19 protein-coding genes and 1 pseudogene are annotated in these 19,291 nt (G+C 66.4%); 12 read left to right on the top strand and 8 right to left on the bottom strand.

The window, feature by feature from the left end; genetic code table 11:
- The first annotated feature begins 27 nt into the window (after positions 1 to 27).
- From AU193_RS00535 to AU193_RS22990, 8 genes are all read left to right on the top strand, one after another.
- Positions 28 to 1,485, top strand: a complete 1,458-nt coding sequence (locus tag AU193_RS00535; protein ID WP_064420393.1) for a sugar porter family MFS transporter — start codon at positions 28 to 30, stop codon at positions 1,483 to 1,485.
- Positions 1,482 to 3,017: an FAD-binding protein gene (locus AU193_RS00530; protein WP_064420624.1), complete on the top strand. Its 1,536-nt coding sequence runs from the start codon at positions 1,482 to 1,484 to the stop codon at positions 3,015 to 3,017. The genes AU193_RS00535 and AU193_RS00530 overlap by 4 nt, the downstream gene beginning before the upstream one ends.
- A 39-nt stretch (positions 3,018 to 3,056) precedes the next feature.
- On the top strand, positions 3,057 to 3,338 hold the full coding sequence (locus AU193_RS00525; protein WP_064420392.1) for a phosphoribosyl-ATP diphosphatase: 282 nt from the start codon (positions 3,057 to 3,059) through the stop codon (positions 3,336 to 3,338).
- A gap of 32 nt (positions 3,339 to 3,370) precedes the next feature.
- The gene (gene hisG, locus AU193_RS00520) at positions 3,371 to 4,222 is read left to right on the top strand and encodes an ATP phosphoribosyltransferase (protein ID WP_064420391.1); all 852 of its coding nucleotides are present in this window, start codon (positions 3,371 to 3,373) and stop codon (positions 4,220 to 4,222) included.
- 67 nt (positions 4,223 to 4,289) lie between these two features.
- Complete coding sequence (locus tag AU193_RS00515) at positions 4,290 to 4,772, top strand: DUF4126 family protein (RefSeq protein ID WP_064420390.1); 483 nt, start codon at positions 4,290 to 4,292, stop codon at positions 4,770 to 4,772.
- A 10-nt stretch (positions 4,773 to 4,782) separates the two neighbouring features.
- Positions 4,783 to 6,153 carry an FAD-containing oxidoreductase gene (locus AU193_RS00510; RefSeq protein WP_064420389.1) on the top strand — a complete coding sequence of 457 codons (1,371 nt, stop codon included), beginning with the start codon at positions 4,783 to 4,785 and terminating at the stop codon, positions 6,151 to 6,153.
- A gap of 24 nt (positions 6,154 to 6,177) precedes the next feature.
- The gene (locus AU193_RS00505; RefSeq protein WP_064420388.1) at positions 6,178 to 6,414 is read left to right on the top strand and encodes a hypothetical protein; all 237 of its coding nucleotides are present in this window, start codon (positions 6,178 to 6,180) and stop codon (positions 6,412 to 6,414) included.
- 85 nt (positions 6,415 to 6,499) lie between these two features.
- Complete coding sequence (locus AU193_RS22990; RefSeq protein ID WP_156425066.1) at positions 6,500 to 8,035, top strand: hypothetical protein; 1,536 nt, start codon at positions 6,500 to 6,502, stop codon at positions 8,033 to 8,035.
- A 36-nt stretch (positions 8,036 to 8,071) separates the two neighbouring features.
- Here AU193_RS22990 and AU193_RS23465 read toward each other — a convergent pair.
- A pseudogene (locus tag AU193_RS23465) lies at positions 8,072 to 8,302 on the bottom strand (hydrolase); the annotation flags it as partial.
- A 70-nt stretch (positions 8,303 to 8,372) separates the two neighbouring features.
- Between AU193_RS23465 and AU193_RS00490 the strand changes: the two are divergent.
- Positions 8,373 to 9,920 carry an adenylate/guanylate cyclase domain-containing protein gene (locus AU193_RS00490; RefSeq protein WP_064420623.1) on the top strand — a complete coding sequence of 516 codons (1,548 nt, stop codon included), beginning with the start codon at positions 8,373 to 8,375 and terminating at the stop codon, positions 9,918 to 9,920.
- Between the two features lie 213 nt (positions 9,921 to 10,133).
- Here AU193_RS00490 and AU193_RS00485 read toward each other — a convergent pair whose 3' ends face one another.
- Positions 10,134 to 10,931: a thioesterase family protein gene (locus AU193_RS00485; protein ID WP_064420385.1), complete on the bottom strand. Its 798-nt coding sequence runs from the start codon at positions 10,929 to 10,931 to the stop codon at positions 10,134 to 10,136.
- On the bottom strand, positions 10,928 to 11,815 hold the full coding sequence (locus AU193_RS00480; protein ID WP_064420384.1) for a RecB family exonuclease: 888 nt from the start codon (positions 11,813 to 11,815) through the stop codon (positions 10,928 to 10,930). Before AU193_RS00480 ends, AU193_RS00485 begins: the two co-directional genes overlap by 4 nt.
- Positions 11,816 to 11,888: 73 nt before the next feature.
- On the opposite strand from AU193_RS00480, the gene AU193_RS00475 reads away from it, so the two are divergent.
- Positions 11,889 to 12,722: a tRNA (adenine-N1)-methyltransferase gene (locus AU193_RS00475; RefSeq protein WP_172798162.1), complete on the top strand. Its 834-nt coding sequence runs from the start codon at positions 11,889 to 11,891 to the stop codon at positions 12,720 to 12,722.
- Positions 12,723 to 12,795: 73 nt separating this feature from the next.
- Here AU193_RS00475 and AU193_RS00470 read toward each other — a convergent pair whose 3' ends face one another.
- From AU193_RS00470 to AU193_RS00460, 3 genes are read right to left on the bottom strand one after another with little or no spacing between them, the layout of a single operon-like run.
- Positions 12,796 to 13,092 carry a DUF503 domain-containing protein gene (locus AU193_RS00470; RefSeq protein ID WP_064420383.1) on the bottom strand — a complete coding sequence of 99 codons (297 nt, stop codon included), beginning with the start codon at positions 13,090 to 13,092 and terminating at the stop codon, positions 12,796 to 12,798.
- 7 nt (positions 13,093 to 13,099) lie between these two features.
- On the bottom strand, positions 13,100 to 13,648 hold the full coding sequence (locus AU193_RS00465) for a hypothetical protein (RefSeq protein WP_156425065.1): 549 nt from the start codon (positions 13,646 to 13,648) through the stop codon (positions 13,100 to 13,102).
- 7 nt (positions 13,649 to 13,655) lie between these two features.
- Positions 13,656 to 14,147 carry a hypothetical protein gene (locus AU193_RS00460; RefSeq protein ID WP_064420382.1) on the bottom strand — a complete coding sequence of 164 codons (492 nt, stop codon included), beginning with the start codon at positions 14,145 to 14,147 and terminating at the stop codon, positions 13,656 to 13,658.
- Positions 14,148 to 14,292: 145 nt separating this feature from the next.
- Between AU193_RS00460 and arc the strand changes: the two genes are divergently transcribed.
- Entirely contained in the window at positions 14,293 to 16,134 is a 1,842-nt protein-coding gene (gene arc, locus AU193_RS00455) for a proteasome ATPase (protein ID WP_064420381.1), read from the top strand.
- Positions 16,135 to 16,255: 121 nt separating this feature from the next.
- A complete protein-coding gene (locus tag AU193_RS00450) occupies positions 16,256 to 16,882 on the top strand; it encodes a hypothetical protein (RefSeq protein ID WP_064420380.1) in 627 nt (208 codons plus the stop codon).
- A gap of 31 nt (positions 16,883 to 16,913) precedes the next feature.
- On the opposite strand, the gene AU193_RS00445 is transcribed toward AU193_RS00450, so the two are convergent.
- Positions 16,914 to 18,071 carry a hypothetical protein gene (locus tag AU193_RS00445; protein WP_064420379.1) on the bottom strand — a complete coding sequence of 386 codons (1,158 nt, stop codon included), beginning with the start codon at positions 18,069 to 18,071 and terminating at the stop codon, positions 16,914 to 16,916.
- A 30-nt stretch (positions 18,072 to 18,101) separates the two neighbouring features.
- Positions 18,102 to 19,271: a hypothetical protein gene (locus AU193_RS00440; RefSeq protein WP_064420378.1), complete on the bottom strand. Its 1,170-nt coding sequence runs from the start codon at positions 19,269 to 19,271 to the stop codon at positions 18,102 to 18,104.
- Positions 19,272 to 19,291 lie beyond the last annotated feature (20 nt).

Raw genomic sequence — 19,291 nt, 5'->3', positions numbered from 1 at the left:
TCACGCGATGTTGTGGAAAGGCCTCACATGACTCACGGACCCGCCGGCGATCCCACGGCCGGCGTGGATTACGAGGAATCGGAGCACAGCGGCCGCGTCGTCCTCATCGCGTCTGTCGCGGCGCTGGGCGGCCTGCTGTTCGGCTACGACAGCGCGGTCATCAACGGCGCGGTCGCGGCGGTCGAGGACCACTTCCAGACCACCAAGGCCGTGACGGGCTTCGCCGTTGCCGCGGCCCTGATCGGCGCCGCTCTGGGTGCGGTGGTCGCCGGCCGACTCGCCGACAAGATCGGCCGACTGTCGGTGATGAAGATCGCCGCGCTGCTGTTCTTCATCAGCGCCTTCGGCACCGGCCTGGCGACCAACATCTGGATGTTCGGGCTCTTCCGGGTCGTAGGTGGTATCGGCGTCGGCGTGGCTTCGGTCATCGCTCCGGCCTATATCGCCGAAACCTCACCGCCGCGGATCCGGGGCAGGCTGGGCTCGCTGCAACAGCTGGCCATCGTCTCGGGCATTTTCATCTCGCTGGCAATCGATGCTCTGCTGGCCCACATCGCAGGCGGGTCGCGCGAGGAACTCTGGCTTGGGTTGCCGGCCTGGCGCTGGATGTTCCTCGTGATGGCGGTGCCCGCGGTGGTCTACGGTCTGCTGGCGTTCACGATTCCCGAATCACCGCGCTATCTCGTTGCCACATACCGCATTCCGGAGGCGCGGCGAGTGCTGACGCGGTTGCTGGGAGAAAAAAACCTCGAACTGACGATCACGCGCATCAGGGAATCGCTGAAGTCGGAGAAGCCGCCGTCGTGGCGTGATCTGCGCAAGCCCACCGGGGGGCTCTACGGCATCGTCTGGGTGGGTGTGCTGCTGTCGGTGTTTCAGCAGTTCGTCGGCATCAACGTGATCTTCTACTACTCGAACGTGCTGTGGGAGGCCGTCGGATTCGGGGAGGGCCAGGCGTTCCTGATCACCGTGATCACCTCGATCACCAACATCGTCACCACACTGATCGCAATCGCGCTGATCGACAAGGTCGGACGCAAGCCGTTGCTGTTGGTCGGGTCGACGGGCATGGCCATCACCCTCGGCACGATGGCGGTCATCTTCGGCACGGCGCCGGTGGTCGACGGACAGCCGAGCCTGGACGGAATCGCCGGTCCGATAGCGCTGGTGGCCGCGAACCTGTTCGTGGTGTCGTTCGGCATGTCCTGGGGTCCGGTGGTCTGGGTGCTGCTCGGTGAGATGTTTCCCAATCGCATCCGCGGCGCGGCGCTGGGCCTGGCCGCCGCAGCGCAGTGGATCGCGAACTGCGCGATCACGGCGTCGTTCCCCGCACTCGGTGACTTCTCGCTCGGCATCGCCTACGGCTTCTACGCGATCTGCGCGGTGCTGTCGTTCCTGTTTGTATGGAAGTTCGTCGCCGAAACGAAGGGCAAGCACCTCGAGGACATGGGCACCGAGGTCGCACCGCAGGAGGAGAGCGTCTGACCGGCATCGACGAGTCGGTCGACGTCGTGGTCGCCGGCTCCGCGGGAGCACTGGCCGGAGCCTATACCGCTGCGCGAGAGGGACTTTCGGTCGCGATCGTGGAAGCCACCGACCGGTTCGGCGGCACATTCGCCTACTCCGGCGGCGGCGGAATGTGGTATCCGTGCAATGCGGTGCTCGCCCGCGCCGGCTGCGACGACTCGATGGACGACGCGCTGCGCTACTACCGCGAGGTCGTCGGCGATCGCACGCCCGCGGCTCTTCAGGAGACCTATGTCCGAGGCGGCGCCGCGCTGATCGACTACCTCGAACGCGACGAGCACTTCGCGTTCAAAATTCTGCCGTGGCCCGACTACTACAGTTCGGCGCCCGGGGCGCGCACCGACGGCATGCGCCACATCGTCTCCAAGGCGGTACCAGACGAGCGACTCGGCCGGTTCGCCGGCCTGGTCCGTGGGCCACTGGACCATGAACGCCTCGGGGCGCCGCAGCCCGATCTGCTCACCGGCGGCCGGGCGTTGGTCGGACGGTTCCTGTGGGCGATGGCCGACAACCCGGTCGTGACCGCCCATTTGTCCACCAGTCTTGTCGAGTTGGTCGTCGACGGCGGTCGCGTCGTCGGTGCGGTGGTGGAGCGCGACGGCCAGCGTCGCACGATCACGGCACGGCGCGGGGTGCTGCTCGCCACAGGCGGCTTCGAACAGAACGCCGCGATGCGGGCCGAATTCGGCGTCCCCGGAAGCGCCCGCGACACCATGGGCGCCCCGGCCAACACGGGTTTGGCGCATCGGGCCGCGATCGCCGTCGGGGCCAGCGTGGACCTGATGGACCAGGCCTGGTGGTCGCCGGGGTTGATCCATCCGGACGGTCGCGCCGCGTTCGCGTTGTGTTTCACCGGCGGTATCTTCGTCGACCGGTCCGGTCGGCGCTTCGTCAACGAGTCAGCGCCGTACGACCGGCTGGGCCGCGCGATCCTGCGGGCAACGAAAGACGGCACGGCGGGATCGCCGTACTGGATGGTGTATGACAGCCGAGCCGGTGAACAGCCGCCCGTCATGGCCACCAACGTGTCCTTCTCGCCGAGCGACGAGTACCGAATCCGGGGGTTGTGGGTCCAGGCCGACACGTTGGCGGGGCTTGCCGACCAGATCGGTGTTCCGGCAACGCAATTGGAGGACACGGTGCGCCGGTTCAACGAGTTCGCCGCGCGCGGGGTCGACGAGGACTTCGGTCGCGGTCGCGAATCGTTCGACCGGGCCTTCACCGGTGGCGCGTCGCCGCTTGTACCTATCGACACCCCGCCGTACCGCGCGGCGGCGTTCGGGGTGTCCGATCTCGGCACCAAGGGCGGGCTGCGCACCGACACCGACGCCCGCGTCCTCGACACCTCCGATCGGCCCATCCCCGGGCTGTATGCGGCGGGCAACACGATGGCGGCCGTGTCCGGGGAGACCTACCCCGGTGGAGGGAATCCGATCGGGGCGTCCCTGTTGTTCAGTCACCGCGCCGCACTGCACATGGCGCGTGCGTGACGGGGGCAGGCAAACCGGCGTGACCTGACGGGTGCGAGCGTGACACAATCGCGTGCCGTGAAGACCTTCGACGCCCTGTTCGCTGAGCTCAGCGAACGCGCCCGTTCCCGCCCCGCCGGTAGCGGCACCGTCGCCGCACTGGACGGCGGCGTGCACGGGATCGGCAAGAAGATCCTCGAGGAAGCCGGCGAGGTGTGGCTGGCGGCCGAACACGAAAGCGATGACGCGCTCGCCGAGGAGATCAGCCAGCTCCTGTACTGGACACAGGTGCTGATGCTCTCGCGCGGCCTCACACTCGACGACATCTACGAGAAGCTGTGATGTCTGCTCTTCGCCCGAGAGGCTCCTCGCCGATGTCCCCTCTTCGCGTCGCCGTCCCCAACAAGGGCACACTCTCCGAACCGGCCAGCGAGATCCTCTCCGAAGCCGGTTACCGGCGCCGCACCGACCCGAAAGACCTCACGGTCGTCGATCCGGTCAACAATGTCGAGTTCTTCTTCCTGCGCCCCAAGGACATTGCGATCTATGTCGGATCGGGGCAACTGGATTTCGGGATCACCGGCCGCGATCTGGCCGCCGAATCGGATGCGCCGGTGCGGGAGCGATTGGCGTTGGGCTTCGGCTCGTCATCGTTCCGGTATGCGGCGCCGGCCGGACGCGATTGGCGGGTCGAGCATTTGGCGGGTAAGCGGATCGCGACCGCGTTCCCGAACCTGGTGCGAAAAGATCTGGCGGCGCGGGGCATTGAGGCGACGGTGATCCGGCTCGACGGGGCGGTGGAGATCTCCGTGCAGCTCGGCGTCGCCGACGCGATCGCCGACGTGGTCGGCTCCGGACGCACATTGGGACTGCACAACCTCGTGGCGTTCGGCGATTCCCTCTGTGACTCAGAGGCGGTGCTGATCGAGCGGGATGGCGCGACGGACAGCCCCACCGGCGCCCAGTTGGTGGCCCGTGTGCAGGGTGTGGTTCGTGGCCAGCAGTACCTGATGCTCGATTACGACTGCCCCCGCAGCGTGCTCGACAGCGCGACGGCGGTGACCCCCGGTTTGGAGTCGCCGACGATCGCTCCGCTCGCAGACCCGGCGTGGGTGGCGGTGCGCGCGTTGGTGCCTCGCCGCGACGTCAACAAGATCATGGACGAACTCGCCTCGATCGGCGCCAAGGCGATCCTGGCCTCCGACATTCGATTCTGTCGCTTGTGATTCGGCGCGACCCGGTCCAGCCTGCGTGTTAGCGTCCGGAGGTCCATAACACCGGCCGGAGGTCGCTATGACGCAGGTCCTGATTCTGGTACTCGCATTGCTGGTCGGCGTCATAGCCGGCCTGCGCGCACTCACCGCACCGGCGGTGGTGTCCTGGGGCGCACTGCTGGGGTGGATCGACGTGGACGGGAAATGGTCGGAGTGGATGGCTCATCCGGTCACGGTCACGGTGTTGACCATCTTCCTGCTCATCGAACTGGTCACCGATCAGCTGCCGAGCACACCCAGCCGTAGGACGGCGCCGCAATTCATCACGCGGCTCATCATGGGCGCATTCGCGGGAGCGGTGATCGGCAGTGCGTCCTTTCATACGTACAGTGCGCTCGGAGCGGGTCTCATCGGCGCGGTGCTGGGCACGATGGGCGGAGCGGCCGCACGTCAGCGTTTCGCCGACCTGCGCAACGGTCAGGACCGCCCGGGCGCCATACTCGAAGACATCGTCGCGGTGGGGGGCGGCTTCCTGATCGCGTTCCTGGTCAGCCTGGTGTGAAGGGCGAACTGTGACAGAGCAATTCGACGCGATCATCGTCGGCGCCGGGCAGGCCGGACCGCCGCTGGCGGGTAGGCTCACGCAGGCGGGACAGAAGGTCGCGGTGATCGAACGCAAACTCGTCGGCGGAACATGCGTGAACACCGGATGTATACCCACCAAGACTCTGGTGGCCAGCGCGCATGCCGCCCACCTGGCCCGCCGGGGCGCCGAATACGGTGTCGGCACAGGCGACGTGCGCGTCGATATGGCGAAGGTCAAGGCGCGCAAGGACAATATCGTGCTCGGTGACCGTGACGGCGTCGAGTCCTGGCTCGAAGGCATGGACGGGTGCACGTTCATCCGCGGCCACGCACGCTTCTCCGATCCGCACACGATCAGCGTCGACGACCGGATTCTCCACGGGGACCGTATCTTCCTCAACGTCGGCGGGCGCGCCGTCGCACCCGACATGCCCGGGCTCGCCGACATCGACTACCTCACGAATGTCGGCATTCTCGAAATCGACACGGTTCCCGAGCATCTCGTCATCATCGGCGGTAGCTACATCGCGCTGGAGTTCGCGCAGATGTACCGCCGCTTCGGGGCAGCGGTCACCGTCGTGGAGAAGGGGCCGCGGCTGGCCTCGCGTGAGGACGAGGACGTCTCGGCCGCGGTGAAAGACATCCTGGAGGCCGAGGGCATCGATATCGTCCTCGACGCCGACGCGATCCGATTCACCAAGACCCACAGCGGCTTCGAGGTCATCGCGAGCGACGGTGCTCCGCCGATCGCAGGGACCCATCTGCTCGTCGCGGTCGGACGCACGCCGAACACCGACGACCTCGGGCTTGAGAATGCGGGAGTCGAAACAGACGCCCGCGGTTACATCGTCGTCGACGATCAGTTGCGCACCAATGTCGAACACATCTGGGCCATGGGCGACTGCAACGGCAAGGGTGCGTTCACGCACACGTCGTACAACGACTTCGAGATCGTCGCGGCAAACCTCCTCGACGACGACCCGCGTCGCGTCAGCGACCGCATCACGACGTATGCGCTCTACATCGACCCGCCGCTGGGCCGGGCGGGGATGACCGAGGCGCAGGTGCGTGAGTCGGGGCGAAAGGCGTTGATCGGCAAGCGTCCGATGACACGGGTCGGTCGCGCGGTGGAAAAGGGGGAAACGCAGGGCTTCATGAAGGTGGTCGTCGACGCGGAGACCGAGCAGATCCTGGGCGCGGCGATCCTCGGCGTCGGTGGTGACGAGGTGATCCACTCGATTCTCGACATCATGACCGCCGAGGAGCCTTACACCGCGATCTCGCGCACGATGCACATCCACCCGACGGTCAGTGAGTTGGTGCCGACGATGCTGCAGGAGATGACGCCGCTGGCCTGACCGACGTTCGAATTTCGTCGATGCATGCCCACGGCGGTCTCGTATTCCGACGCACTGATCGCCAAGGACGAGATCCGCGATCTCGTTCTCCGATACTGTCGTGCGATGGATCGCGGCGACGTCGCACTGCCGGCAACGCTGCACAAACCCGGTATTCGCGGCACGAAGGTCAGTGGAAGTTCGCGCACCGCAAGTGCGTCGCCGGGATCCAACTCGAACGCCTCGATCAGCTTGCTTATCAGAACCGAAGGCTTGGTGTAACAGGTCGGTGACGCGGTCCATTCGTCTCGGACAGCGGCTGGGCCTATCTACCATTTGTGTCAACGCGCGGTGAGGATGGAGAGCCATGGCGGATCAGAGATCGGCCGCATGGAACCCGATTGTCGAGCGGACCACCAAGGCCTGGTTCGGCCCAAGGAAGCGCGCACGGGAATTGCTCTCCGTTGAGTCGCGCCCTTCTCCATTGCCCGCGGCCGGGTTCCTCGACACGGTTTGGAAGCTCTTCGGCCAACCAGCGTCCAATATCACAGGGGTTCGCCTCATCGATTTTGTCCACGGCGACGACGGGTTTCGGTACACGATTGCCCTCTGCTCCACCCTGTCGGACCCAGTCATACGGGAGGTGCTACATCATCGCGCGTCAGACGTCGTTGCTGAGACTGGGTGGTACCCCTTGGTGACCGGCGAACGACTGGCGAGTGCGAGGTGGGTGCGCAGCCGCGTGCCCAAGTCGGTCGGCCTCGAGATAGACGGCCCCTCGTCGATGGTATCGGTCGAGTCCGCAGGATCCGGTGCTGAGGCCGGGACCGCAATTCGGGTGCGATTCGACACAGGGTCAGCACTCCTCGATGTGGGCTTCGGACCCGAACTCGTCGGGGACTCGGATGACGTAGCAGTCTTGCTTTCGCACGGGCATCGCGATCATGCCGGCGCCGTTTTGGACGGTTTCATCGGCGGACTGCCCGTCATCATGTCGAAGATCACTTGTCTCCTTCTCGGCTCGCGTGTCGAAAGGATCGGCCACCTCACGCTGGTCGAACCTGGCCTGGATTTCCGGATCGGCGCCATCCAGGTTCAGGTTGTCTCGGTGCCGCATGTTCCAGGTTCGGTCGCGTACCTGCTCGACGATGGGCGTCGTGCTCTGCTTTACACAGGCGATGTCGTATTGCGGACCGCGCGTCACTCTGTAGAGGCAGAGCTCCTCGACGTTTTGCCGCAGGATCGTCAATGCACAGTTCTGCTTGACGCCACGATGGCCGGACGGCCGGCTGGTGCGAGCAACCACGAAGTGGCTGGAGAGGTGTTGTCGCTTGGGGCTTCCGACATCGTATTGGTCGGTGCACCAGATCAACTGACGTACGCGCTCGCTGACCTCTTCCACATCGGGAAGGAAAGTCCGTTACGGGGCACGGTCAGTTACCTCGCCTCCGGGACAGTGCGCAGCGTCGTAAAAGCCGTGCACGACGCCTTCATCCGCCGAGATCATTTATCCCTTGATCCGCTGCTTCGGGCGCAGTACGGCAGATCTATGTCAGCGTGGGCAGAGTCTGTTTGGCTCTATTGGCTCGACCATACTCAAGCCCTACCAGCGGGTCGCCGGATCTGGCTCATAGATCCAAACGCCTCAGGCGATCGATTCGCCGCGCCACCAGAGGCGCGAGTGCTGTCGATCGGGCGAGGTGCGGACCTAGTCGGGCAGGGCATCGATACAAGTCCCTGGACCGCGCATTCCAGCGAGGAGGCGCTGATCGACTTCGTTCGCCTCCTTGAGGAACGAGGCGTCCAAGTCGTGCTCTTCCACAACTTCTCCCGCCGGCTGAAGAAGTTCGCCCGCACGCATGCACTTGCGGCGAAGGCCCTACAAGGGTCGATCCCTCTGTGATACAGCACTGAGCCGCCGACGTTCTCACCATCATCGTCATGTCGACACGACAGCTGACAGCTGCCGTCGGCCGAACGCCCTCGAGTTCGTGCGGGCCGCGGTCCTCGACCCCAAACCCGACCCCATCAACCAGGTCGCGCAACGTGCACGACACCAATACCCCATTCGGTCCGGCCCGCGCGCTCACTCGCGCGCCGATGTGCACCGCGATTCCGCCGATGTCATCGCGCCGCGGATCTCGCAAGCGCCGATGTGCGCGGTGAGCCGCCGTTGTCGTGCCCGGGGGATGATGCATTGGAAGGTACGTCGAGTGTCGGGCCGCAGTACGCTGATCGCTGTGGCGGAAACGTCGTATGCACCTTGCGGCGATCTCAGCCTGGCGTATCAGGTGTTCGGTGAGGGCCCCGTGGAGTTGGTGTGGGCGGGGTCGTTCGCCAGCCACGTCGAGCTGTATTGGACGCTCCCCGAATTCGAGTCCCTAATGGAGAATTTGGGCAAGTTCGCTCGCATCCTCCTGTTCGACAAGGCCGGAGTGGGATTGTCGGACCCCGTCCCACGGCTTCCTACACTGGACGACCGAGCAGCCGAGATCGAGGCCGTCATGGATGCCGCGGGCTTCGGGAAGGCGGCCCTTCTCGGTGTGAGCGAAGGCGGCCCGGCTGCCATTCTCTTCGCCACAACGAGACCGGCCCGAACGCGGGCATTGATTCTCGCCGGTACGACGGCGTACAACTTCTTCCACGCCTGGGATGACGTCGAACTCGACCCGGTGGAGTTGCGGGCGCGCGCGGTGCGCGAGCTGGGTGAGGACTACGTGGCGTCGGTGGAGTGGATCGCCCACGCGCAGCGATTCCTCCGGGCCATCCGATCGGCATGGGGCAGCGGTGAGGCATCCAAGACAGTCATTTCTGGTGTCCGCTCGACACGCGTAGCCGGAATGTTGGAGCGCATGTTCGCCAGCCCAGGGATGGCGCGAACGACAGCCGCGGCAGGATTTCGGATCGATGTCAGGCCAATCCTGCCCACGGTCGATGTGCCGACACTCGTTCTTCACGCGTGCGACGACCCTGTGGTTCCAGTGCAGTGCGGCCGATACCTTGCCGATCACATTCCCGGGGCACGCATGGTTGATCTCGCTGGCGTCGACCATGCGCCGTGGTTCACGGAGCCAGACAGGATCGCGGCCGAAATCGAGGAACTACTGACCGGCAGCCACGCCGCAACAACCCAGTCACATCGCGCCCTACGGACTGTGTTGTTCACGGACATCGTTGCCTCGACCACACGTGCCGCGGCTATGGGCGACGAACGGTGGCGAGCGGTGCTGCAGCGTTTTCGTGGAATCACCACCGACCTCACCGAACGATTCGGCGGCACCGTGGTGCAGCACACCGGCGACGGGCACCTGATCACATTCGAAGGACCTACTCGGGCCATTCGCTGCGCCAACGCCTTGTGCGCGGAGGCCGCGACATTGGGCATCGAGATCCGCGCCGGTATCCACACCGGCGAGTGCGAACTGCTGCTGGACAACGACATCGGGGGGATCGCCGTGCACATTGCGGCGCGGATCCTCGACCGGGCCGATGCTGGCGACATCGTCGTCTCACGCACCGTTCGTGACCTGGTCGTCGGTTCCGGCACGGGCTTCGAGGACCGCGGCAGCGTCGAGTTGCGGGGTGTGCCCGGCACGTGGCAACTCTTTGCGGTCGATCGCCTCGGCACGCGGACAGGATCACTCGAAGCCGAACTAGCATCAACGCCCACCCCGGGTCCGCGGAGCGCCATGCGCCGCTCCGACCGAGCCCTGGCCGTGATGGCGAGGCACACACCGTGGATCCTCCGCGGAATGGCGCGCCTGGCATCCGCCCCCGGCCGCAGATGAAGCCAGACTCTGAGCGGGAAGGCGGACGCCCTCACATCGTCGCAAATCTTCACCCCTGGACGTGCGAGCCCGGCTGCCGACTGGCTTCGATCGACGATGCCTCGGCGTCGACGCCCCCGACGCCGGATCGCCGCCGAGCGCGCCCTCAACGAGGCATATCTCGCAGAGCGCGGCCGCCACCACCGGCGAGGGAGTGACACACAACTGTCACGCTCACGGTCGCCGCTGCACCAGTAGCGTCTGCGCCGAGGTGCCGATGAAACCCTGCCGGTCGAAAAGTTCGGCAGTGGTCACCCCGATTCCATCCGGGCCGATCGAGCCGCGGGCGCGCACCGCGAAGGCGTCGCCCGTCGGCAGGCGGTGCAAATGCACAGCGGTGTCGGTGTTCATGAACACGAAGGACTCCGGGTCCAACGCCGCACCCGCGCCGTTGGCGCTGTCCACGACCATCGCGAGCCGCTGCAGCGCCGTCGTCGGCTCCGAATCAACAAGTGGCACAAGTGGACTCAACCAGACCACGTTGCCGGTTTCGCCGGTGTCGGGTTGGCGCCGCCAGCTCACCGTCTCCAGGTAACCTTTCGCGCCGACCCAGCCGTGTGGCACCGCGACGGCATCGCCCTCGACAAGTGGCGGATAGCGGTCGGTGGCCGCGTCGGCCGTGTCGCTGGTCGCCAACAGCCATGCGGTGACACGGGCAACCGCGCGCCGAGTGCCGTCGGGCCGGGTGTGACACATCTCGGCCACCATCAGCGAGATTCGCGCTCCCGGGCGCTCGACCCATGCCCGGACCCGCACCTGCGCGACGGGTATAGCGCCCAGGATGTCCAGGGTCAACCGGCCGATGCGCAGACCCGAGTCGCCGGCCAGCTCCTCGATGTGTTTGGTCATCAGCGCCAATGGTGGTGAACCGTGCTGAAGTTCGGGATTCCAGTTGCTGCGGGTGCCGTTGGTGGACTCGAAGATCTCGAACTCGTCGTCCGTGCCGATGCGCCGGTAGTGAGAGTCGGTCACGCAGCAGGCTCCGCTGCGCGGAGCACGATGTCCTCAGCGGTCGGCGACCCCTCATCGGGTACCTCGGGCCAGCCCGGATACGGCGGCGGTGTACCACCGAACACCGGGCAGTGCGCGTGGTGGGCGCACCAGTCGCAGAGCGCCGACGGCTGCGGACGGAAATCGCCTGTGGCGCCGGCATTCTGAATCGCCCGCCAGATAGCGGTCAGGGTCTTCTCGAACCGCGCCAGCTCCTCGAGGTCCGGGGTGTAGTCGAGGATCTGACCGTCGGCCAGGTACAGCAGCCGCAGCCGCGCCGGTACCACACCACGCGAGCGCCACAGCGCCACCGCGTAGAACTTCATCTGGAACATGGCCTTGAACTCCGCGAGTGCCCGCGCCTCGGGCGGCGCCTTACCGGTCTTGTAGTCGACCACCCGCATCTCACCCGTAGGGGCGACGTCGATGCGATCGACGAATCCGCGCAGCAGCGTCCCGTCCTCGAGTTCGACCTCGATACGTTGTTCGCACCCCTGCGGGTCGAAGCGGGTCGGATCTTCGAGCCGGTAGTAGTCGGCCAGCAGAGCGCGCGCCTCCGTCAGCAGCGTGGCCCGCACCTCAGGTGCGAACTCGTCGACGATGCCGGGTTGTTCGGCGACGATGCGGTCCCATGCCGGCTCGACAAGCGTCATCGCGGTTTCCGGACCGCGCTGGGTGGCCGGCAGCGCGAACAGCTGCTCGAGTGCCGCGTGCACCACCGAACCGCGGACTTGGGCGACCGACGACGGCTCAGGCAGCCGGTCGATCGCGCGGAAGCGGTACAGCAAGGGGCACTGCTTGAAGTCGGCGGCCCGCGATGGGGACAGCGCCGGGCGTCGCATCTTCTGCACGTCCCGGTCGTTCATAGCGCAAGCCTAAGACCGGTGTCCGACAACCCCGGTACTCGCGGCGGCGCGTCTACTGGCAGGCTGAAGGACTGTGCCAAGGACCGGTCCGTTCGCCATCGGCGATCGGGTGCAGCTCACCGACGCCAAAGGCCGTCACTACACGATGGTGTTGACGCCCGGCGGGGAGTTCCATACCCATCGGGGCGTCATCGCGCTCGACTCGGTGATCGGGCTGCCCGAGGGCAGCGTGGTCAAGTCCACCAGCGGCGACCAGTTCCTCGTACTGCGGCCTCTGCTCGTCGACTACGTGATGTCGATGCCGCGCGGCGCCCAGGTGGTCTACCCCAAGGACGCCGCCCAGATCGTGCACGAGGGCGACATCTTCCCCGGCGCCCGGGTGTTGGAGGCCGGTGCCGGCTCAGGCGCGCTGACGTGCTCGCTGCTGAGGGCCGTCGGTCCCGAGGGACGGGTGATCTCCTACGAGGTCCGCGAGGACCACGCTCATCACGCCGAGCGCAACGTCGCGACCCTTTTCGGTGAGGCCCCGCCGAACTGGGAGCTCGTGGTCGCCGACCTGACCACCTACAGCGGGCCGGAGGTCGATCGCGCCGTCCTCGACATGCTCGCTCCCTGGGAGGTGTTGGACACCGTCGCCGATGCGCTCGTCGCCGGAGGCGTGCTGATGATCTACGTCGCGACGGTCACCCAGCTGTCGCGGGTGGTCGAGGCGCTACGCGAGCAGCAGTGCTGGACCGAGCCGCGGGCCTGGGAGAGTATGCAACGCAATTGGCACGTCGTCGGTCTGGCGGTGCGTCCGCAGCACACGATGCGTGGCCATACCGCGTTCTTGGTCACCGTGCGCAAGTTGGCGCCGGGCGCGGTGGCGCCGATGCCGTTGCGACGCAAACGACAGCTCGGCGGCTGACCTTGAGGGGTTGATTGCACTCATGAGCTGAGGGCGATCAACCGGTCAACGCCCCGCCCCCGTTACGCGCCGGTCAGTCGTCGGTGCTGCGCCGCAAGCCGCGCCGGGCCGACAGCAGCTCGAAGTCCGGGCGCGCGGCCACCAGGCGCTCGGCGGCGTCGAGCACCTCGACGACGTGTGCGCGGTCGGCGGCCACCAGAGCCACCCCGACATTGGCCCGCCGGTGCAGCTCCTGGGTACCGGTTTCGGCGGCCGAGACGGCGAACCGCCGCTGCAGTTCGGCGATCACCGGCCGGATCGCAGAGCGCTTCTGCTTGAGCGACCGCACGTCGCCGAGCAGCAGGTCGAATTCGAGCCAGCCGATCCACATCGACGGCTCACGGCGTCGGTGTCGGTGTGGGGACCGGACCGAGCTGCAACAGCGCATCGGTCGTCGAACGAGTCAGCTGCCAACGGTTGTCGGCGAAGCGGAACTCCATCGGGAACGTGAACTCGCCCGCCGCCGGGTTGGCGCTCCTGACCGTGACGATCGCCTGGACGACACCGTTCGCGCCGTCGGCCCATGTCAGATCCCTCGCCTCGAAGGTGACCGGCGCGTAGCCGCCGTCGCGCAGCGCGATTGCGAACTTGTCCATCGATTCGCCGTCGGCTGCAGTGGCGTCCTCGATCAGCTGGAGTTTGTCAGCCGGGGGAATGTTGGGGTCGGCGATCCGCGCGAGCACGTCGGTGAGCGCCTCGGGAGGCGGCAGGGGCGCGACCGTCGACCCGGGGTCCGGCACCGTCGGCGGGGGCGCAGCGCTCGGTGGCGAGGACTCCGCCGCGGCGGGCGGCTGGGGTTGCGGTTCGTCGGCGCCACATCCGCATAGCCCGAGCGCCGCCGCAAACGCGACGGCGCTCAGGACTGCAAAACGGGAGGTGCGACGCACCGGGCTCCTAGCCGACGGAGGCCAGCAGCGCCATCAGGGACTGCTTGGCCATCTGCCAGCCGGTCGGGCTCGGCCCGGGCACGAACTGGATGTTCTGGCTGGCCGTACCGCCGGTCGCGGAGGTCGCGGTGACATCGGCCGACACAACGGCACCATTTCGGGCGACATTCGCCAGCGAGAACGTCAACGGGAACTTGCCTTCGGCCGCCGCCTCGCGAAGTTTGGTGTCGGCGACGCGGCTCTCGATGCGTCCGATGCCGCCCTGGACGTACGGCGCCTTACTGGCGGCCGTCCCGGACGTGCCCAGCGCCTGCAGCGTCTGCAGAAGCGGGCCTTCGAGGTCGGGTGCCGGGGCTTGCGGCATCGGAACGTCCCAGACGACCGGAGCGACAGTCGGTGCGGAGGCGACGTTCGAGGATGCAATGGACGTCACACCTGCCGCGGCACCGCCGACGACAGCGGCCGCTGCGACGCCGGTAACGAGGGCTTTCAGGGTCACGATTTTCCTTTCGGTCGGCCCAACACATCAGAGAGGTTAACAGTGGTGCCAGTGTGTCGAATTGGTACACCGCACACGAAGGCTGAATCGCCGGTAGCTTTGAAGTTGTTACTGCACCAACTCTCGGTGCGGGGAGGGGCGCAACATGAGTGAATCGGAGCGTTCTGACGCTTCCGCGGAGGGTTTCGACACCCGTGGATCCGGCTTGTCCAGTGAGGACGCGGCAGAGCTCGAGGAGCTCCGCCGGGAGGCCGCGGTCCTGCGAGAGCAGTTGGAGAACGCGGTCGGCCCCCAGAGTGGTCTGCGCAGCGCCCGAGATGTCCACCAGCTCGAGGCCCGCATCGACTCACTCGCCGCTCGCAACGCCAAGCTGATGGAGACGCTCAAGGAGGCCCGTCAGCAGCTCCTCGCATTGCGCGAGGAGGTCGACCGCCTGGGTCAGCCGCCGAGTGGTTACGGCGTGTTGCTGGGCGTTCAGGACGACGACACCGTCGACGTGTTCACGTCCGGGCGCAAGATGCGGCTGACGTGCTCGCCGAACATCGACACCAAAACGCTCAAGCAGGGCCAGACCGTCCGCCTTAACGAAGCCCTGACGGTCGTCGAGGCGGGCAACTTCGAGGCGGTCGGCGAGATCAGCACTTTGCGCGAGATCCTGTCCGACGGCCACCGCGCGCTGGTGGTCGGGCATGCGGATGAGGAGCGCATCGTCTGGCTCGCCGAGCCGCTGGTCGCCGCCGAGGACCTGCCCGACGGCTACGACGACGACCTGGCCGACGACAGCCGTCCTCGCAAGCTGCGGCCGGGGGACTCGCTGCTGGTCGACACCAAGGCCGGATACGCGTTCGAGCGCATCCCCAAGGCCGAGGTCGAAGACCTCGTCCTCGAAGAGGTGCCCGACGTCAGCTACAACGACATCGGCGGCCTCGGCAGGCAGATCGAGCAGATCCGCGACGCCGTCGAGCTGCCCTTCTTGCACAAGGAGCTGTACCGCGAGTACTCGCTGCGCCCGCCCAAGGGTGTGCTGCTCTACGGTCCGCCCGGCTGCGGTAAGACGCTGATCGCCAAGGCGGTGGCCAACTCGCTGGCCAAGAAGATGGCCGAGGTGCGTGGCGACGACGCCCGCGAGGCCAAGAGCTACTTCCTCAACATCAAGGGCCCGGAGCTGCTGAACAAGTTCGTCGGTGAGACCGAGCGGCACATCCGGCTGATCTTCCAGCGCGCGCGGGAGAAGGCGTCCGAGGGCACCCCGGTGATCGTGTTCTTCGACGAGATGGATTCGATCTTCCGTACCCGTGGCACCGGCGTGAGCTCCGATGTGGAGACGACGGTTGTGCCACAGCTGCTTTCGGAGATCGACGGCGTCGAGGGGCTGGAGAACGTCATCGTCATCGGTGCCTCCAACCGCGAGGACATGATCGATCCGGCGATCCTGCGCCCGGGCCGCCTGGACGTCAAGATCAAGATCGAGCGTCCGGATGCCGAAGCGGCGCAGGACATCTTCAGTAAGTATCTGACCGAGGATCTCCCGGTCAACGAGGACGATCTGGCCGAATTCGGCGGCGACCGGTCGCTGACGATCAAGGCGATGATCGAGAAGGTCGTCGACCGGATGTACGCGGAGATCGACGACAACCGCTTCCTCGAGGTGACCTACGCCAACGGCGACAAAGAGGTCATGTACTTCAAGGACTTCAACTCCGGCGCGATGATCCAGAACGTCGTCGACCGGGCCAAGAAGTATGCGATCAAATCGGTGCTGGAGACCGGGCAGAAAGGTCTGCGGATCCAGCATCTGCTCGACTCGATCGTCGACGAGTTCGCCGAGAACGAGGACCTGCCCAACACCACGAATCCCGATGACTGGGCACGGATTTCGGGCAAGAAGGGCGAGCGGATCGTCTACATCCGCACGTTGGTCACCGGCAAGACCTCGTCGGCCAGCCGCGCGATCGACACCGAGTCGAACCTGGGTCAGTACCTGTAGCCCTCCTTATGTGCGCGAGCGCGCGTGTTCCCCTCGCTGCGCGGTGGGCCCAGCACACGGCACACCGCGCTTGTGCAGCAATTCACGCACGCTCGCGCGCGTCGAGGGATACGGTCGCGTCATGTCCGAGGACGACCTGTCGGTCACGGACGGTGTTTTCGGCAAGCGGTACGGCGAAGTGCTGCTCGTCAAGTCCACGCCGTCCGGCGCCGAAGCCACCGTGTACAACACGTTTCCGCTCAACGACTGCCCGGCCGATCTGTGGAATGCGCTCGACGCGAAGGCAATCGCCCAGGAGAACGACGCCGTCGCCACACTGCTCAACGGGCCGCGGTACTGGCTGATGAGCAGTATCGGCAAGAGAGGCCGGGAGACGTTGGAGCGCAAGAGCTTCGGCGGTATCGAGATGTTGCGGCAAGCCACCGTCAAGCTCGCGTCGATGAATCCGGCCCCGTATCAACTGAACCGGGTCGACCGCAAGGCGATCTTCACTTTCGACGCGGGCCGGGAGATCTACGAACTCGTCGATCCGGACGGCCGGCGCTGGGTGATGCAGACATACAGTCAGACCATCGACCCGTCACTGGAATTGAGCGACCTCGCATGCCTCGGCGCCAGGCTGTCGCTCCCCGAGGGCTGGTCGTATCAAGCGCGTACCCCCACATCGCCGCTCGTCATCGACACCGCCACCGAGGATGCCTGCGTGACCCAGGACGACCTCGCCAACAGCTACTCGTTGCAGACGTAAGCAACAGGGCATAACCGCACGCTCGCGGTGATCAGCGGGTTGCCTCCATCGTCCGGTAGGCGTCGCGACCGGCCAGGCTGACGGCGACGTCGGCGATCAAGGGCTCGAAGAAGCGCTCCCGGTACAGGGGGTCCACGCTGGTGCTGACCGTGAAGTACAGCCCGGACAGCACGGCGACGAAAAGGGATACGTGCACGATGGTCTGCGGCACAGGCACGTCGACCCCGAACCACGTTCCCGGACAAGGCGGTTGGCCGACCGGACAAGCCTCCTCCGACGACCACAGCACCGCGACGTCGTCGGGAATCGCCACGATACCCAGTGCGAGGAAGAACACGAACAGTCCGGTCGTGAAGAACACCACCTGAATCGTCTGGGAAAACACCATCACCGCAACGACATTGACCTGCTCGGCCAGCGACAGCGGTGTGCGTTCCAGGCGCGTGCCGGGCTCGACGGCCAGTGGCGTACCCTCGAGCAGCTGGGCCGGATCGTCTTGCTCGGCACGATCTTCGCGCAGCGCCCGAACCTCGTCGCGAATCGTGGTGACCACGAATATCAGCGCAACGAGGGCCAGGAAGCCTATCGTCTGCCAGAGCCGTTGCCGGGGCATCCGGGCGGCCAGCTGCCACAGCTCGCCGGTGAAGTACACGACGACGGTGAGCATCAACAGCGGCAGCGCCCGGCTCATCAGTGTTCCGAGCGCACCGAGTTGCACCCAGGCGAACCGAAGCGCCCACAAGGCGATGGCCCCGATACCGAGATAGGTGAGCCAGACTGCGAGCACGGCGACGACTGCGAATCCCACCGCCTCGACCGCCGCGATCCCCGAGAAGCCGCTGTCGGCGAAGGGAAGTCCGAAGACGAACACGGCCATCACCACCAACGCCGCCGACCGGCGACCGGCCTCGCTGTGCGCGGTGCCGATGCGGCGCAGCAGGTGTAACCCGAAGGGAGCCGCCACCAACAGTGCGGTCAGCACCCCCATTCGGATCGCATAGCCGATATCCGGATCGTCGCCGGTGAGGTTCGCCAGCAGCATCGTCAGCGAGATCAGCGCTCCGAGGCCGCTGACCATCGGGGCGGCGCGTTCGATCAGTGCACCGGAGCGGACCCGTCGAGTGAGAACCAGCGGTAGACCGCGATGCAGGAACCAGTCGTGCACCCGACGCATGTCCGACACGGCCATATTGTGCGTGAGATCCGCTCCTAGCGGCGCTCAGCGCGCCGGAACGGCGGCCCGGTAGCGGTTGCGGGCGGTGAGCGTGAGCCGCAGATCGTCGACCAGGGGGCCGATGAAGCGGTCGTGATAGGCGTCGTCGCCCACCGCCCGCGCGCTGACGTACATGAACGTCAACGCTCCGAGGAACAGCGTCACCTGTATCAGCGCATCGGGAACCGGGATCGTCATGCCGAGGAACCGCCCGTCGGCAGAACCGTTACGCGTCCACGCCGCAAGCAGTTCGGGGGAGAGCAGGATCAACCCCAACACCAGGAACAACAGCGCGGTGACCGTCGCCACGACCATGATGTGGGCCAGTTGTGACACCGCGAGCACGAAGTAGACGTTCCAGCGCTCGGGCCGGCTCAGCGGCTTCACCTGCGCAGGATCGGGCATGCCGGCGAACGGAGTGTCGTCCAGCTTGGCGGCGTGCCCCGGGTCCGGATCGGTGGCGTACATCATGGGACGCAACCGGTCGACGATCACCGACGCGACGAACGCCGCCGCGATCGCAGTGAGAAACGACAGCGCCACCCAGAGCCGCATGCGCGAGATCGTCGCCCCCATCAGCCACACAGGTGAGTTGAAGAACACCAGGAACGTCAGCAGCAGCACGGGCAGCGCGCGCAGCAGCAGCGACCCCGCCGCGGACAGATGCGCGAGAGTCACCCGAGCGGCCCAGCCCAAGATCGAGCCGACGCCACCCGCGGTGAGTGCCAATATCGCCGCGATGGACACCGCCACCCACACCAGGTTCCTCGACAGATGCGGGCTCGGACCGCCGAACACACCTCCGAGCACAGCGACGGCAACGGCGACCGCGGCGGCCACGAGTCGACCGCGCTGTAGAGGGATGCGCGACACCCACCAGCCGAGCGTCGCGGCAGCCGGCAGCACCAGGATCAGCAGCACCAGCACGAACCATTCGCCGCGCGTCGGCCGGCCGTCGATGTCGATCGCGTGTTGGCCCGTCAACGACACCACCGCGATGGTGTTGGCCATCAGCACCGCGAACGCGGCCAGGGCGGGGGCCGAGCGTGACCACAGTTGGCGCACCGAACGGCTGGGCCGCAGCACCGCCGGCAGGCCATGCGCGAGGAACCAGCGTTCGGCAGCCTGACGTTGCGTTGCGTCGAGGTGGGCGGGAACGACCGGATCGGATGGCACGCTCGCAGGCTACTTTCCGT

Source organism: Mycobacterium sp. GA-1285, assembly GCF_001499905.1.
Lineage (GTDB): Bacteria > Actinomycetota > Actinomycetes > Mycobacteriales > Mycobacteriaceae > Mycobacterium.
This window is presented reverse-complemented; position numbering and strand designations above follow the sequence as displayed.

What these genes read in the sequence shown, in the direction of transcription:
- AU193_RS00535 (WP_064420393.1), top strand. Translation starts at nt 28, where the DNA reads ATGACTCACGGACCCGCCGGCGATCCCACGGCCGGCGTGGATTACGAG.
- hisG (WP_064420391.1), top strand. Translation starts at nt 3,371, where the DNA reads ATGTCCCCTCTTCGCGTCGCCGTCCCCAACAAGGGCACACTCTCCGAA.
- AU193_RS00515 (WP_064420390.1), top strand. Translation starts at nt 4,290, where the DNA reads ATGACGCAGGTCCTGATTCTGGTACTCGCATTGCTGGTCGGCGTCATA.
- AU193_RS00505 (WP_064420388.1), top strand. Translation starts at nt 6,178, where the DNA reads ATGCCCACGGCGGTCTCGTATTCCGACGCACTGATCGCCAAGGACGAG.
- AU193_RS22990 (WP_156425066.1), top strand. Translation starts at nt 6,500, where the DNA reads ATGGCGGATCAGAGATCGGCCGCATGGAACCCGATTGTCGAGCGGACC.
- AU193_RS00480 (WP_064420384.1), bottom strand. Translation starts at nt 11,815, where the DNA reads ATGAACGACCGGGACGTGCAGAAGATGCGACGCCCGGCGCTGTCCCCA.
- AU193_RS00470 (WP_064420383.1), bottom strand. Translation starts at nt 13,092, where the DNA reads ATGTGGATCGGCTGGCTCGAATTCGACCTGCTGCTCGGCGACGTGCGG.
- arc (WP_064420381.1), top strand. Translation starts at nt 14,293, where the DNA reads ATGAGTGAATCGGAGCGTTCTGACGCTTCCGCGGAGGGTTTCGACACC.
- AU193_RS00450 (WP_064420380.1), top strand. Translation starts at nt 16,256, where the DNA reads ATGTCCGAGGACGACCTGTCGGTCACGGACGGTGTTTTCGGCAAGCGG.
- AU193_RS00445 (WP_064420379.1), bottom strand. Translation starts at nt 18,071, where the DNA reads ATGGCCGTGTCGGACATGCGTCGGGTGCACGACTGGTTCCTGCATCGC.